Origin of the sequence: Phenylobacterium glaciei, assembly GCF_016772415.1 — a bacterium.
GTDB classification, from domain to species: domain Bacteria; phylum Pseudomonadota; class Alphaproteobacteria; order Caulobacterales; family Caulobacteraceae; genus Phenylobacterium; species Phenylobacterium glaciei.
Map to the genome: position 1 here is coordinate 1,820,721 of NZ_JAGSGD010000001.1, position 14,514 is coordinate 1,835,234.

A 14,514-nucleotide genomic window follows, 5' to 3' on the forward strand; every position below is an offset into this window, starting at 1 on the left:
ATGGAGTTCAGCTTCGAGGCCGAGGTCATCTATTGGCGCGGCCCGTCGCCCTTCTTCTACGCCCCGCTGCCGGCCCCGGAGGCCGAGGAGGTGCGGCGCATCTCCAAGGGGGTCACCTACGGCTGGGGCATGATCCCGGTGGAGGTCCAGCTGAACGGCGTGACCTTCACCACCGCCATGTTCGCCAAGGACGGCACCTACTACCTGCCCCTGAAGGCGGCGGTCCGGAAGAAGGCCAATGTGACGGCGGGGGATCGGATCGCCGTCGAGATGACTGTCCAGCCCGCGGGGCGGTAGCCGTCAGGACAGCCGGTCGCGGAAGTCGGCGTAGTCGAACTGGCGCACCAGGCGCAGGGCGTCGGTGTCGCTGTTCCAGAGCGCGATGGCCGGCAGGGGGACGCCGTTGAAGGTGTTGGTCTTGACCATCGAATAGTGAGCCTGGTCGAGGAAGGCGATGCGGTCGCCGGGCGCGGGCGCGCTCGCGAACACGTAGTCGCCGATGATGTCGCCGGCCAGGCAGGAGGGGCCTCCCAGGCGGGTGGCGACACCGGTCTCGGCCTCGCCCAGCATCGCCGGGCGGTAAGGCGCCTCGATGACGTCGGGCATGTGGCAGGTGGCCGAGATGTCGGTGACGGCGACGGGGATCGCGTTCTCGAAGGTGTCGAGAATCTCGCCCACCAGGATGCCGGTGTCGAGCGCGATGGCCTCGCCAGGTTCCAGATAGACCTCGACGCCGTACTGGGTGTGGATCTGGCGCAGCAGGGTCACCAGGGCCTCGGTGTCGTAATCCGCGCGGGTGATGTGGTGGCCGCCGCCGAGGTTCAGCCATTTCAGTTTCGGCAGGATCGCTTCGAGCTTCGGCTGCAGGGATTTCCAGATGCGGTGCAGGGGTTCGAAGCCCTGCTCGCAGAGGGCGTGGAGGTGCAGGCCGTCGACGCCGTCGAGGTGTTCCGGTCGCAGCTGGGAGACCGGGAAGCCAAGCCGCGAGCCGGTCTGGCAGGGGTCGTACTTGGCGACCTCGGCTTCGCTGTGCTCGGGGTTGAGGCGCAGGCCGATCTCGAACACCTCGCCGTCGGCGCGGGCCTTGGCGATCTCACCGGCGAACCGGGCGATCTGATCCGGTGAGTTGAAGATCACCGTGTCGGAGAGATGCAGGATCTCCGGCAGGTCGCCGGCCTTGTAGGCCGGCGAATAGGTGGTCAGCTCGCCGCGATAGTGCTCGCGGGCCAGCCGCGCCTCCCACAGGCCCGAGGCGCAGACGCCGTCCAGGTACTCCCCCACCACGTCGGCCAGAGCCCACATGGAGAAGGCCTTCAGCGCCAGCAGCACCCGTGCGCCGCTGCGGTCGCCGACGTCCTTCAGGGTGGCCAGGTTGCGCCGCACCGCCGCCTCGTCGACGACGAAGCAGGGGGAGGGGACACGGGCCAGGTCGAACCGGGAAAACGCGCCGGGATCGCCGGCCTGGGTTTGCATGGGCTCAGAAGGCCAGGGGGGCGGCCAGGTCCTTGACCTGCCAGGGCAGCCCGTGCCGGTTCAGCATGTCCATGAACGGGTCGGGATCGAGCTGCTCCATGTTGAACACGCCTGCGCCCGTCCATTGGCCGGTGAGCATCAGGGCCGCGCCGATCATGGCCGGAACCCCGGTGGTGTAGCTGACCGCCTGGTTGCCGGTCTCGGCATAGGCTTCCTCATGGTCGCAGATGTTGAGGACGTAGACGGTCTTCTCTGCGCCACCCTTCGTGCCCGTGGCGATGACGCCGATATTGGTCTTGCCCTTGGTGACCGGGCCCAGGGAGGCCGGCTCGGGCAACAGCGCTTTCAGGAACTGCAGGGGGATGATTTCGCGGCCCTCGAACATGACCGGATCGATGCGGGTCATGCCGATATTGGTGAGCACTTCCAGGTGCTTGAGATAGGAATCTCCGAAGGTCATCCAGAAGCGGATGCGGCTGATCTCCGGATAGAACCGGACCAGCGACTCCAGCTCCTCGTGGTACATCAGGTACATGTTGCGCGGGCCGACCTGATCGAAGTCGAAGGTCTGTTTCTGGGCCAGGGGCGGCCCTTCCACCCACGACCCGTTCTCCCAGTGCCGCGAGGGCGCGGTCACTTCGCGGATGTTGATCTCGGGATTGAAGTTGGTGGCGAAGGGGTGGCCGTGGTCGCCGCCGTTGCAGTCGAGGATGTCCAGGGTCTCGATGCCGTCCAGCAGGCGCTTGGCGACATAGGTGGTGAAGACCGAGGTCACGCCGGGATCGAAGCCGCAACCCAGCAGGGCCATCAGGCCGGCGGCCTTGAACCGCTCCTGATAGGCCCACTGCCAGCTGTATTCGAACTTGGCCTGGTCACGCGGCTCGTAGTTGGCGGTGTCGAGATAGTTCACCCCGGCCGCCAGGCACGCCTCCATGATCGCCAGGTCCTGATAGGGCAGGGCGAGATTGACCACGAGGCCAGGCTTCACGGCCTTGATCAGCGCCGTGGTCGCCGCGATATCGTCGGCGTCCAACTCGGCGGTGTCGATGGTCACGCCGGTGCGCTGTTTGACCGAGGCCGCGATGGCGTCGCACTTGCTGCGCCGGCGGCTGGCCAGCGTGATGTGCGAGAAGACGTCTTGGCTCATGGCCATCTTGTGGACGGCGACAGAGCCCACGCCGCCAGCGCCGATAACAAGCACCCTACTCATCTGTGCCCCTTCTGACGCGGAACGAATTTCCAGAACATGGCCACCCGCGGGTGGCGTTGCGGGGGGATTATCACGACGACGCCGGGTCCGCTAACCACCCGCAGTAAACGCACTTGATGTCGGATCGTCTCACCCCCGTCCACTCCTGGGAGAGAAACCCATCGTGAAGCAGCCCCGGCGGAGGTTGCGCGTATTACAGGCGTCGTTACGGCGACGACATCGCCCGGTCATATCGCGCGCCGAAAAAACGGCGGATCTCGTGCTCACCGCCCGTTCAGGTCGAACAGAGCTCTTGGCCCGGAACGATGCCACCTCTTCTCTGCACAGGGTCAAAGCTTTGAATTCCTCCCCCGCCCCCAACCGCGCCGCGGCCGTCCTTCGACTGCTCGCCGGCACGGCCGCAATCGCCTTGAGCACTGGCGCGGCCCAGGCCCAGACGGCCAAGGCCCCCGCGGCGGCGCTCAACCCCGCGCTCGACGACGAGACCGAGGTCGAGGAACTTGTGGTGGTGGCCGGGGCGCGCACCCTGCGGGGCTCGGTGGCGGGCGACATCACCCCTGAGGTCACCCTCTCGGCCCGGGAGATCCGGGCCTATGGGGCCGCCAGCGTCTCGGAGCTGCTGACCGCCCTGGCGCCCCAGACCGGCAGCGGCCAGGGCGGCGGTCGCCCGGTGGTGCTGATCAACGGCGCTCGGGCCTCCGGATTCGCCGAGATCCGCGACCTGCCCACCGAGGCCATCGCCCGGGTGGAGATCCTGCCCGAGGAGGTGTCGCTGAAGTACGGCTATCCCGCCGAACAGAAGGTGGTGAACATGGTCCTGCGCCAGCGCTTCCGCGCCAAGCTGGCGGAGGGCTCGGTCCAGGCCCCGACCCAGGGGTCCGCCGGATCGACGGTGGCCGGGCACGCCGCCTATCTGCGCATCCAACGCGGCCAACGCCTGACCCTGGACGCCAAGGCCACCAAGACCGATCCGATCCTGGAGAGCGACCGTGACGTGATCGGCGCCAGCCCCTACCGGAGCCTGCAGCCCGACACCACCAATGTGGTGTTCAACGGCGTCTACGCCCGGCCTCTGGGCAATGGCGTGTCGGGGACCCTCAACGGAACCTACGAATCCACCGACACCGAATCCAAGCTCGGCCTGTCGCCATTCTCAACCGAGGCCCTGACCCGGCGCTCCACCGCCGACAACGCCAGCCTGGCCGGCGCCATGAGCGGCGCCTATGCCGGCTGGCAGTGGTCCTATACCGGCGGGGTGTCGCGCAATGTGGCCAAGTCCTTCAACGACCGCGCCCTGGGCGCCGTGGCCTCTACCGACCTCACCAGGTCGGTGACCACCTCGGCCCAGTCCGACATCGTGCTGAACCGGGCCTTCCTGGACCTGCCCGCCGGCCATGTTGGCGCGACCCTGACGGGCCGCGTCTCGACCACCGAGCTGGAGAGCGAGGCCCTGCGCGCCGGGGTCAACACCAACACCGACCTCACCCGCAACATCGGCCAGCTACAGGCCAGTTTCGACGTGCCCATAACCCGGGCCGGCGAGGGCTTCGGCGAGACCATCGGCAAGCTCTCCAGCAACATCAATTTCGGCTACCAGCACCTGTCGGACTACGGCGACCTGGAGACAGTGGGGGCGGGGCTCAACTGGATGCCGGTCAAGCCGCTGCGCCTGCTGGCCTCGGTCAGCCGCACCGACCAGGCGCCCACCATCAATCAGCTGGGCGACCCCGTGGTGGCGACGCCGGGCGTGCGGGTGTTCGACCTGACCCGCGGCGAGACGGCCGACGTGATCCGGGTGAGCGGCGGCGCGCCCAACCTGACCGGCGGCCAGCGCGAGGTTCTCAAGCTGGGGGTCACCTACACCCCCTTCACCAAGACCAACCTGACCTTCCAGGCCAACTACGTCTCCAGCCGCACCGAGGACACGGTGGCGTCCTTCCCCTCGGCCTCGACGCAGGTGGAGGCGGCGTTCCCGGAACGCTTCATCCGCGACGCCAGCGGCCGGCTGGTGCAGATCGACGCCCGCCCGGTGAACTTCGCGCGTGAGTCGCGCGACGAGCTGCGCTGGGGCTTCACCTATTCGCGCAATGTCGGACCTCAGCCCACGCCCGAGCAGATGGCGGCGATGCGCCAGCGCTTCCGCGACGCCGAGCGCACCCGCGACGGCGTCCAGGGCGCGCGGGCGAAGGGCGCTGCGGGTCAGCCCGCCCCGGGTGGCCAGACGGGGCCTGAGGGCGGTGCGCCTGGGCCGGACGGTCCTCCGCCTCCGGGCATGGGGCCGGGCGGCGGGTACCGTGGCGGTGGCGGTGGCGGCCGGGGCGGTCCGGGCGGCGGCTTTGGTGGCTTCGGCGGCGGCGGTCCCCGCGGCGGCGTCTTCCAGTTGGGCGTCTATCACACGGTGGCGTTCCGAGATGACATCCTGATCCGTCCCGGCCTACCGGAGCTGGACCTGCTGGATGGGGCCGCCATCGGCTCCGGCGGCGGCTCGCCCCGCCATCAGGTGGACGTGCAGGCCAACTACACCAAGGGAGGCCTGGGGGCGGCGCTGAACGCCAACTGGCAGGCCGCCACCCGGGTCGAGGGCGGCCCGACCGCCGACGATCTGGAGTTTTCCGACCAGACCACGGTGAACCTGCGGCTGTTCGCCGACCTGGGCGCGCAACCCATCGCGCGCGATCACCCGTGGCTGCGCGGGGCGCGGGCGACGCTCTCCATCGACAACCTGTTCGACAGCCGCCAGGAGGTGCGCGACGGAACCGGCGTGACCCCGATCAGCTACCAGCCCGACCTGCTCGACCCGGTGGGTCGCTCGGTGAAACTGACGGTCCGCAAGCTGTTCTTCTGACGGGCGGATGGCGGGTGCGGCGTCGCCCGCCATAGCCCTTGCATCGGACCCACAACGGTCCTTAGCTGTCCCCAACGATAAAACAGACAAGTGGGAGATGGCGGATGAGTGAAACTCTCGCCCAGGCGCGCGCCGATCAGTCGGACGAGGTGCTCTATGACGTCGCGGGCGGCGTCGCCATCATCACCCTGAACCGGCCCGAGCGGCTGAACACCATCTCTGGCCCCATGCTGTCGCTGCTGTCGAAGCTGCTGCTGCAGGCCGACGCCGATCCGGAGGTGCGCTGCGTCATCCTGACCGGGACGGGCAGGGCGTTCTGCGCCGGCCTCGACCTGGTCAGCGCGACCCAGGGCTCGGGCATCGGCTCGGAATCCCAGGTCAGCAGCATCTCCGTCGACCTGGATCTGAAGACCGCCCCGCCGACAGTGATCTTCAACATGAACAAGCCGACCATCTGCGCCCTGAACGGCGCGGCTGCCGGCTATGGCCTGGACACCGCGCTGGGCTGCGACATCCGCATGATGGCCCAGGGCGCCAAGTTGGCCGCCGCCTTCGTCAAGCGCGGCATCGTGCCGGAATCGGGCGGCACCTGGTTCCTGCCCCGCCTGATCGGCTGGTCCAAGGCCGCCGAGCTGATCTTCACCGGCCGCACGCTCTCCGCCGCCGAGAGTCTGGAGATGGGCCTGGCGACCCATGTCGTCCCGGACGCCGAGCTGATGACCGAAGCGCGCAAGCTGGCCGACGAGATCGCCGCCAATGCGCCGCTGGCGGTGCAATCGGCCAAGCGGCTGATGCGCATGGGCCTGAACGAAACGTTCAATGACCACGTCCACCACGTCTATCTGCAGTTCCTGCAACTGATCCGGACGGGGGACTTCCGGGAGGGGATGACGTCGTTCCTGGAAAAGCGGCCGGCGGACTTCCACGGCCGCTAAACGTGGCGCTTCGCCGCGCAATTATTCGCCCGGCGCCCGAAACCACCGTCCACCGCCCACGCATTAGGCACGGTCGGACACTTTTCGTACGCTCATATGGGTATTGTCAGAATGGCGATTGTAACCCCCACCCCGTGCCGCTCCCTTGCCCGCCAACAGTATCGCGCGGGGATTAAGTGATGAATCGGGACCTGATGAACGGGAGCGGCCTGTCGCGCCGCAGCTTCCTGGAGAGCCTGGGCGGCATGGGCGGTTCGGCCCTGCTGATGGCCGGCATGACCGCTCTGGGCTTCGACATCGCCTCGGCCAACGCGGCTCCGCCGGAGCTCGGCGCGGGCGGCAAGGGCAAGAAGGTCATCGTCCTGGGCGCCGGCGTCGCGGGCATGACCAGCGCCTATGAACTGTCCAAGGCCGGCTACGAGGTCACCGTGATCGAGGCCCGCGCCTTCGCCGGCGGCCGCTGCCAGACCGCGCGCAAGGGCTTCAAGCTGACCGAGCTGGGCGGCGAGACCCAAGAGTGCGATTTCGACGACGGGCTCTATATCAACCACGGCCCGTGGCGGATCCCTTACCACCACCGCTCGACCCTGCATTACACCAAGCTTTTCAACGTGCCGCTGGAGATGTTCGTCAACGACAACGACGCCTCCTACGTGGCCATGACCAAGGGCACGGGCCCCCTGGCCGGCAAGGCCATCCGCAAGGGCCAGATCGCCGCCGACGCCCGTGGCTCGGCCGCCGAGATCCTGGCCAAGCAGGTCAAGCAGGGTGCGCTCGACCAGCAGATGACCGCCGATGACCGCGAGAAGTTCCTCGCCTACCTGACCCACGAGGGCTACCTGACCGCCGACCTGGCCTACAAGGGCACGGACGGTCGCGGCTATGACGTCAATCCGGGCCCCGGCATGGTTCCTGGCCCGGGCAAGGAATCGACCCCCTATCCGCTGACCGACGTCCTGCATTCCAACGCCTGGCGGACCCTGACCTCGGTCGCCGGCTACGAGCAGCAGCGGACCATGTTCCAGCCGGTCGGCGGCATGGACCAGGTGGCCAAGGGCTTCGAACGCCATGTCGGCCAGCTGATCCGCTATTCGACCCTGGTGAAGAAGTATCGCCAGAACGAGAAGGGCGTGGAGGTCACGGTCTCCGGTCCCGACGGCAAGGTCGAGACCCTGAGCGCCGACTACTGCATCTGCACCATTCCGCTGTCGGTGCTGCGCCAGATGGACATGGGTGTGTCGCCCAAGTTCAAGGCGGCGATCGGCGCGGTCTCCTATGCCCTGGTGGGCAAGATCGGCCTGCAGATGAAGACCCGCTTCTGGGAAGAGAAGCACTTCATCTACGGCGGCCACGTCTACACCGACAACCCGGAGATCAACACGATCACCGTGCCGTCCACCGGCTATCAGAGCCAGAAGGGCGTGCTGCTGGGCTACTACAACTTCGGCGCCTCGGCGGCCAAGGTCAGCGCGCTGAGCCCCAAGGCCCGGCAGGAGCTCGCGGCCCAGGGCGGGCAGGTGGCCTTCCCGGAATATGCGCAGAACGTGGAGACCTCGTTCTCCGCCGCCTGGCACCGGATCGAGCACAACCTCGGGGGCTGGGCCGAGTGGAGCGAGGAAGGCCGCCGCGACGCCTATCCGATCCTCTGCGAACCCGACGGCCGGCTGTACCTGGCCGGCGAACACCTATCCTATCTGACCGGCTGGCAGGCCGGGGGGATCGAAAGCGCCTGGCAGCAGATCGCCAAGCTGCACAAACGCGCCCAAGCGGCCTGACCGGAGTTCTACCGATGCGTCTTACGATCCCGCTGGCAGCGGTCCTTGTCCTGTGCGCGGCTCCCGCCTTCGCCGCCCCCGACGGCAAGGAGCTGTTCGCCGACAACTGCTCGGCCTGTCATCAGTTGACCGGCAAGGGCATTCCCGGGGCCTTCCCGGCCCTGGCCGGCAGCAAGGTGGCCCAGGGCGACCCCAAGGAGCCCGTCACCCGGGTTCTGAAGGGGAGGGGCGGCATGCCGGCTTTTGGTGCCGACCTGAGCGACCTGGAGATCGCCAAGGTCCTGACCTACGTCCGCTCCTCATGGGGCAACAAGGGCAAGCCGGTGCAGCCGGCGCAGGTCACCGCCCTGCGCGTCGCCAAGGTCACGGGACCCAAGTCCTCGGTGCTGGCGCACTAGTCATCACGTTCCGGGAAAGTTTGGAGGCCTGACCCGGAATCGAACCGGGGTGGGCGATTCTCCAGCGCGCGCTGGTCGCCCGGCATGACTCCGATGATGGGGAACGGCGCACATCTATGGGCCGCATCATCGATACGGATGCCGTTCGCGGTTGAAGTCGATGAGGCGACCGTTGTGTTCGATCAGGATCAGGGCCGCCGATATCCCCTGTGTTTCCATCTCTCGCACGATGTCCGCGGCCCGCCACTGCATCGGGATGATCACGACTTCGGGGGGGCGAGCCTTCAAGACATCGCGAAACTGTATTGGCTGACCCGTACCGGGGACGAAGGTTCCGACCTTCGAGGGATCGGAATCCACGACAAGGGGGAATCGTTCAGCGTCCAGCCCGAACTGATGCATGAAGGCGGCGCCCTTGCCGGTTCCGCCCCAGACAACGATTGAGCGATCGCCCGCCGCAAGGTCATCGATCTGCCGACGAATAGCGACGCGGTGATCTTGGCTCTCGGCCATGAAGCGCTCGGCCGCCTGAGCCTGGGCTGCGATTGCGGCCGGAACGCCGAGCTTCACCAGGGCGTAGACCACCTCTCCATCATAGCCATGCGCCAGCTCGAAGACTTCTCCCGCTCGCGCCATGAGCGTCCGAAAGGAGTTCGTCGTGAAGTGGGAGGTGTGTTCGTAGAAGAAATCTGCGAGCCGGCCGGTGGCGAACACACGATCAATGCAGGGCGACTCCGCGAACAGCCAGCAGGGCTTGTCCAGCTGCGACGCGCCCCAGGCCAGCGCTTCAATCAGCGCCGCCGGGTCGGTCAAGTGTTCGATCACATGGCGAATGACGATCGCGTCGGGGGCGTACCGGACCACATCAGCGAGGGGTTCGAAGAGGCGGGCATGGAATTCGAAGCCCTGCCCGGTTTCCGGGTGGGTGCTTGGGTCGAATCCAAGGATCCTCGCGTCGCCGCCGGAGGCCTTGGCCAGGGCCCGCAGGAAATGCCCTTCGCCACAGCCGATCTCCACCAAGGTCGGGTGTGGCGGCATCCGGCGAACGAGCCGGTCGCAGCTATCCGCGAGGTGACCCTGCCAGATCACTCCGTTGTTGAACATGCGATTGGGGCTGTCCCGATAGGGAACGGCGTCATAGCGGAAGCTGCGGTTCCAGACGTGCGTGCAGACCGGGCACTGCACGAAGTCGTGCGGAAGGCGTTCCATGGCCATCGCCTCGGAGGCCGAGGCCGGCCAGCCAAGCGTCGCCAGCGGCTGCTGGCCGCCGTCAAAGAACGGCACCGCCACGCTGTGCGCGCAGACAGGACACGGCGCGGCGACGAAGTGGGGTTGTTTTGCGGTCAAAGCGCCGCGAGCTCGCGCGACGTGAACACCCGGGCCGGATTGGCCTGGATCGCCTCGTGATGTTGATAAAGAGCCCACATGGCGTCAGCCACCTCACTTCGGATTGGACGATCGCCAACGGCGAACAGCTGTTCGTCGATCCGCGCGGCGAGCGCCTGTTCACCAAGCTCGACCCGCAGGTCGTCGTCCATGACAATCCGCAGCGCCGCCTCCTCGTAGGCCGCCTCGGTGGTCGCGACCAGCCATGCAGGCATACCGAGCAACCTCAGAAGCATGCGGTCGGTTTTCACGGGATTGCCTGGCGCGTCCATGGCGACCACGGGAAGGCCCTGACGCAGGCAGTCGATCACGCTGTGGAACCCGCCGAAGGGATAGGGACTGAGGGCAATGTCACAGTCATTCAGCCGTTCGAGATAGGCGTTGGGCGACATCTTGCCGTGAATGATGGGATCGCCCAGGCGGAGGTCGTTGACGGCTTTGAAGGCGGCGACCTGGAGCGCCGAGGCGTTGGGGAAGACATGGTACTCGATGACCCGCCCGCCAGAGGCGGCCCGTTCCCGTAACCGCGCGAGCAGGGCGACAAAGGTCGGGTTCAGCTTGATCATATTGCAGGGCAAGGCGATCCGGACCGGATCGGCGGTGGGTCGCAAATTCGGGCGAACCGGCCTGTAGGACGGCGACGGCTCGAGCCGCAGCGCCTCATCGGGCAGCAGGATCAAGCGCTCGCTGAACACCTCCGGCTCATCGACGAAACCTTCTTCCAGGATCATGTAGTCGATCTCCGGAATGAAGGTGGACGCGGGGTGGCCGATGGCGACCACCTGGATTGGCGCGAGGCGGAGATTGCCGATCAGCGGCCCCCAATGGCTCATGCCGAGACTTGGCCAGAACAGGATGTCGGGCTGGGCGCGCTTGATCGCGGCCAGGATCACGTTGAGATGCTCGCCCTTCGGCGTTTCGGTGAACACCACGACCTCGTCGAACAAGGATCGTACGGCCGGGTCTGCGTGCAGTTCGGGCGCGATCAACACCAGGCGGAAGCGCGTGCGTAGCTGCCGGAGGTACTGGCCGTAGTAGCGGTACTGGACGTGTGTCGAGTGGATCACCTCGGCGCAGAACACCAGGGTGGGGCGGTCCTTGAGAGGCGCTCGCGGGCTGAGGGGCGCAGCCGACATCGACAGACGGACCAGAAGGTCACGGAACGCGCGGTTCAGGACCTGCTTGATGTCATGCTTCTCGGCGTCGAAGGCGTAGCTGCAAAGCATCCACCCGTTGCTGGCCAGGCTTAGGCTGCTCAGCTTGGCCGGGATTTGGCCGAGATCGCCCGCGGCGATCCGGGCGAGGGCGTCCTCACGCCGTTCCTCTCCCTGCGCCGTCAGCAGGGGTACGGTCGCGACGGCGGTCAGTGCGACCAGCAGGGCAAGCGGCCCGGCCTTCTCCAGCCTCTCGCCGATATCCATCGGCGACTCTGAGTCGATCGAGAGCAATGACAGGAGCTGGTCGGACAGCAGCGCTCGCAAGTGATCCGAACCGCCGAAGGCGCTGGCTCGAAACAGGTTGCTCATCGGCCCCTGCGCGAAGATCAGACTGGCCATTTCGTCGGGCGTCGGTTGAACGGCCGGGTCCGCCAGGACCGCGCCCACAGCGGCGGCCAGCCGGGTATAACCCCGGATTTGGTCAGGGTCGGACAGTTCCCGCGCAGTGATGAGCCCTTCGAGAATCCTGAGGACGGCTACGACGCGGTCGCCGGTCCGGGCATAGCAAGCCGCCTCAAGTTCAGAAACATCCAACATCGCGCCTTGATAGCTCGCAACACGCCTAGGCTCAAAACCGAAGTCGAGGCGCGCTCTTCGCCACTGATCATGGGGCTGAGCGCATCACACACTGGTCGCGGGGGCCGGCCAGCGGCAGAGCGACCTGCTTACGCTCCCGTGGTCGGTCGTTGATGACAGATGATCTCTAGAAACGAGCAGGCAGCCTGCAGCGACCAACACATTCACTGTTCTAGGTGACGGGAAAGTTTGGAGGCCTGACCCGGAATCGAACCGGGGTGCACGGATTTGCAGTCCGCTGCGTAACCACTCCGCCATCAGGCCGCCGCGACGTTTTTGAACACGCCGGGTGTTTGGAAGGGCGGATGGCTAACAGAACGCCCCGCCTCGGGCAACGTCTGTCGCAGGGTCGCATTGCGTTCGGGTTAAGGGCGGACCTATAAGCGCGCAAATTGCTATTTCCGGTTTGGGGAATCATGGCCGATCTCGCCGAAGCCCGTTCGAACATGGTGGAGAGCCAGGTGCGTCCCAGCGACGTCACCGACATCCGCATCCACGACGCCATGCGCGTCATCCCGCGTGAGGACTTCGTTCCCGCCGGCAAGGGCTACCTGGCCTATACCGACGGGCCGGTGGAGTACGCGCCGGGCCGCTCGCTGCTGAAGCCCCGCGACGTGGCCAAGCTGCTGCAGATGGCCAAGCCCGTGGCCGGCGAACGCGCCCTGGCCATCGCCGCGCCTTACGCCGCCGCGATCCTGGAAGCGCTGGAGGTGGTCGTCGACCGCCTCGACGACGGCGACCTGAAGACCGTGCCGGGCTCCAACTACGACCTGATCGTCGTCGAGGGCGCCGTCTCCCGCGCGCCGGAAGCCTGGCTCAAGGCGCTGGCCCCGGGCGGCCGCCTGGCGGTGGTGGAGCGCGACGGTCCGGTGGGCAAGGCCGCCCTCTATGTGCGGGCTGACGACGAGATCGGCCGGCGCACGGTGTTCGACGCCACGCCGCCGATGCTGGCCGGCTTCGAAGCGCAACACGGCTTCGCCTTCTGATCGCCTGAAACACCCGCGAAATCTGGGTGTGAAAAAAGCTTAAGGTTGCGCCCTCTGGCGTGATCTCAATTCGGCGGCCATATAGGCTCCGATATCTTACGTCGATTTCGGGGATAAGCATGTTCAATAGCCGTCGCGGAGGTTTACTCGCCGCGGTCTGCAGCGCGGGCCTGATTTGCGGCCTGGCCGCGGGTCCCGCCGCCGCCGAGACCCTGGCCGACGCGATCGCGCTTGCCTACGACTCCAACCCGACCCTGCAGGCCCAGCGGGCCAGCCAACGCGCCCTGGACGAAAACTATGTCCAGGCCCGGTCAGGCTACCGGCCCTCGTTGACCGCCTCGGCCAGCGCCAGCTACCAGGAAATCCGTACGCCCGCCGCGGCGCGTGGGCTGAGCATCGACACCAACGGCGACGGTGTTCCTGACGCCGCGGGCTCGGGCATTCGGGAAGCCAATTCGGGCAGCGCCGCCCTGTCGCTGAACCAGCCCCTCTATACCGGCGGCCGGGTCGCCGCCGCGGTGTCCGCCGCAGAGGCCGACATCCTGACCGGTCGTGAGAACCTTCGCCGGGTCGAGACCCAGGTGCTGGGCACGGTCATCACCGCCTATGTGGACACCCGCCGCGACCAGGAAGCCCTGCGCATCCGGCAGGAGAACGTTCGCGTGCTGGAGCGCCAGCTGGAGGAATCCAAGGCCCGCTTTGACGTGGGCGAAATCACCCGCACCGACGTCGCCCAGTCGGAATCCCGCCTCGCCGCGGCCGTGTCGCTGTTCCAGTCATCAGAGGCCCAGCTGGCCATCAGCCGCGCCAACTATGTCGCCGCCGTGGGTCAGAGCCCCGGTGACCTGGCGCCGGAGCCGTCCCTGGCCGCGCTGCTGCCGGCCTCGGTGGACCAGGCCTTCGACACCGCTCAGGTGGACAACGCCCAGATCCGCGCCGCCCAGTACACCGAACAGGCCAGCAAGGCCCGCGTCGCCGGCGCTCGCGCCGAGCGCATGCCGACCATCGGTCTGACCGCCCGCCTAGGCTATACCGGCGGAGCCAGCCCCCTCGACACCGATCTCTATTCCCGCAACGTCACCGGCGGAGCGACCTTCACCCTGCCGCTGTTCAGCGGCGGCCTGACCAGCTCGCGGGTGCGCCAGACCATCGAGCGCAACAATGTCGACCGCATCGGGGTCGAGACCGCCCGGCGCGTGGTGCTGCAGAACCTGACCCAGGCCTGGAGCCAACTTACCGCCGCCCGCGCCAATATCGGCTCCACCAACACCCAGGTGCGCGCCGCGCGCATCGCGGCCGAAGGCACCCGCCAGGAGCAGCAGGTGGGCCTGCGCACCACCCTGGATGTGCTGAACGCCGAGCAGGAGCTGCGCTCGGCCGAACTGGCCCAGGTCAGCGCCCGTCACGACGAGTATGTCGCCGCCGCCAGCGTGTTGGCCCAGATGGGCCACCTGCAGGCCAGCTACCTGACGCCCAATGTGGCGCACTACGATCCGAAGGCCAACTTCGGCAAGCTGCGCATCACCTGGGGCTGGGTGCCGTGGGAGGAGCCGATCGCCATCGTCGATTCGGTGTTCACGCCCAAGCCGGTGGAAAAGCCCGCCCCCAGGCCGGCCCCTGCCGGCCAATAGGCGGCGGCGTTGCCCGACGGAAGCGCGACCTTTCGCCTGCGACGCGAATCCGCCCTTGCGCAGCTTGGTGGAAATTGCAGGA

Annotated in this window: 11 protein-coding genes and 1 tRNA gene; 7 read left to right on the forward strand and 5 right to left on the reverse strand. The window is 67.2% G+C overall.

The features are described 5' to 3' along the window. Window positions 1-297 (forward strand): DUF1905 domain-containing protein, encoded by a 297-nt coding sequence (locus tag JKL49_RS08820; protein WP_215339839.1) that lies wholly within the window; start codon window positions 1-3, stop codon window positions 295-297. A gap of 3 nt (window positions 298-300) precedes the next feature. Here JKL49_RS08820 and JKL49_RS08825 read toward each other — a convergent pair whose 3' ends face one another. After that, the gene (locus JKL49_RS08825) at window positions 301-1,473 is read right to left on the reverse strand and encodes a carboxynorspermidine decarboxylase (protein ID WP_215339840.1); all 1,173 of its coding nucleotides are present in this window, start codon (window positions 1,471-1,473) and stop codon (window positions 301-303) included. A gap of 4 nt (window positions 1,474-1,477) precedes the next feature. Next, window positions 1,478-2,683 carry a saccharopine dehydrogenase family protein gene (locus JKL49_RS08830; RefSeq protein WP_215339841.1) on the reverse strand — a complete coding sequence of 402 codons (1,206 nt, stop codon included), beginning with the start codon at window positions 2,681-2,683 and terminating at the stop codon, window positions 1,478-1,480. A gap of 337 nt (window positions 2,684-3,020) precedes the next feature. On the opposite strand from JKL49_RS08830, the gene JKL49_RS08835 reads away from it, so the two are divergent. The 4 genes from JKL49_RS08835 (at window position 3,021) to JKL49_RS08850 (ending at window position 8,636) form a co-directional block, all read left to right on the forward strand. After that, on the forward strand, window positions 3,021-5,528 hold the full coding sequence (locus tag JKL49_RS08835; RefSeq protein WP_215339842.1) for a TonB-dependent receptor: 2,508 nt from the start codon (window positions 3,021-3,023) through the stop codon (window positions 5,526-5,528). Window positions 5,529-5,632: 104 nt separating this feature from the next. Continuing rightward, window positions 5,633-6,463, forward strand: a complete 831-nt coding sequence (locus JKL49_RS08840; RefSeq protein ID WP_215339843.1) for an enoyl-CoA hydratase/isomerase family protein — start codon at window positions 5,633-5,635, stop codon at window positions 6,461-6,463. 179 nt (window positions 6,464-6,642) lie between these two features. Further along, window positions 6,643-8,238, forward strand: coding sequence for a flavin monoamine oxidase family protein (locus JKL49_RS08845; RefSeq protein WP_249778060.1), 1,596 nt, complete (start codon window positions 6,643-6,645; stop codon window positions 8,236-8,238). Between the two features lie 14 nt (window positions 8,239-8,252). Continuing rightward, window positions 8,253-8,636: a c-type cytochrome gene (locus JKL49_RS08850; RefSeq protein ID WP_215339844.1), complete on the forward strand. Its 384-nt coding sequence runs from the start codon at window positions 8,253-8,255 to the stop codon at window positions 8,634-8,636. 126 nt (window positions 8,637-8,762) lie between these two features. Here JKL49_RS08850 and JKL49_RS08855 read toward each other — a convergent pair whose 3' ends face one another. The 3 genes from JKL49_RS08855 to JKL49_RS08865 form a co-directional block, all read right to left on the reverse strand. Beyond that, window positions 8,763-9,926: a class I SAM-dependent methyltransferase gene (locus JKL49_RS08855; protein ID WP_215339845.1), complete on the reverse strand. Its 1,164-nt coding sequence runs from the start codon at window positions 9,924-9,926 to the stop codon at window positions 8,763-8,765. A gap of 53 nt (window positions 9,927-9,979) precedes the next feature. Then, window positions 9,980-11,776 carry a tetratricopeptide repeat protein gene (locus tag JKL49_RS08860; RefSeq protein ID WP_215339846.1) on the reverse strand — a complete coding sequence of 599 codons (1,797 nt, stop codon included), beginning with the start codon at window positions 11,774-11,776 and terminating at the stop codon, window positions 9,980-9,982. Window positions 11,777-12,005: 229 nt separating this feature from the next. Next, window positions 12,006-12,079, reverse strand: a tRNA-Cys gene (locus JKL49_RS08865). Window positions 12,080-12,231: 152 nt separating this feature from the next. Here JKL49_RS08865 and JKL49_RS08870 point away from each other — a divergent pair. Together JKL49_RS08870 and JKL49_RS08875 are read left to right on the forward strand one after the other, a co-directional pair. Further along, the gene (locus JKL49_RS08870) at window positions 12,232-12,801 is read left to right on the forward strand and encodes a protein-L-isoaspartate O-methyltransferase family protein (protein WP_215906456.1); all 570 of its coding nucleotides are present in this window, start codon (window positions 12,232-12,234) and stop codon (window positions 12,799-12,801) included. A 119-nt stretch (window positions 12,802-12,920) separates the two neighbouring features. Beyond that, window positions 12,921-14,432, forward strand: coding sequence for a TolC family outer membrane protein (locus JKL49_RS08875; RefSeq protein WP_215339847.1), 1,512 nt, complete (start codon window positions 12,921-12,923; stop codon window positions 14,430-14,432). Window positions 14,433-14,514 lie beyond the last annotated feature (82 nt).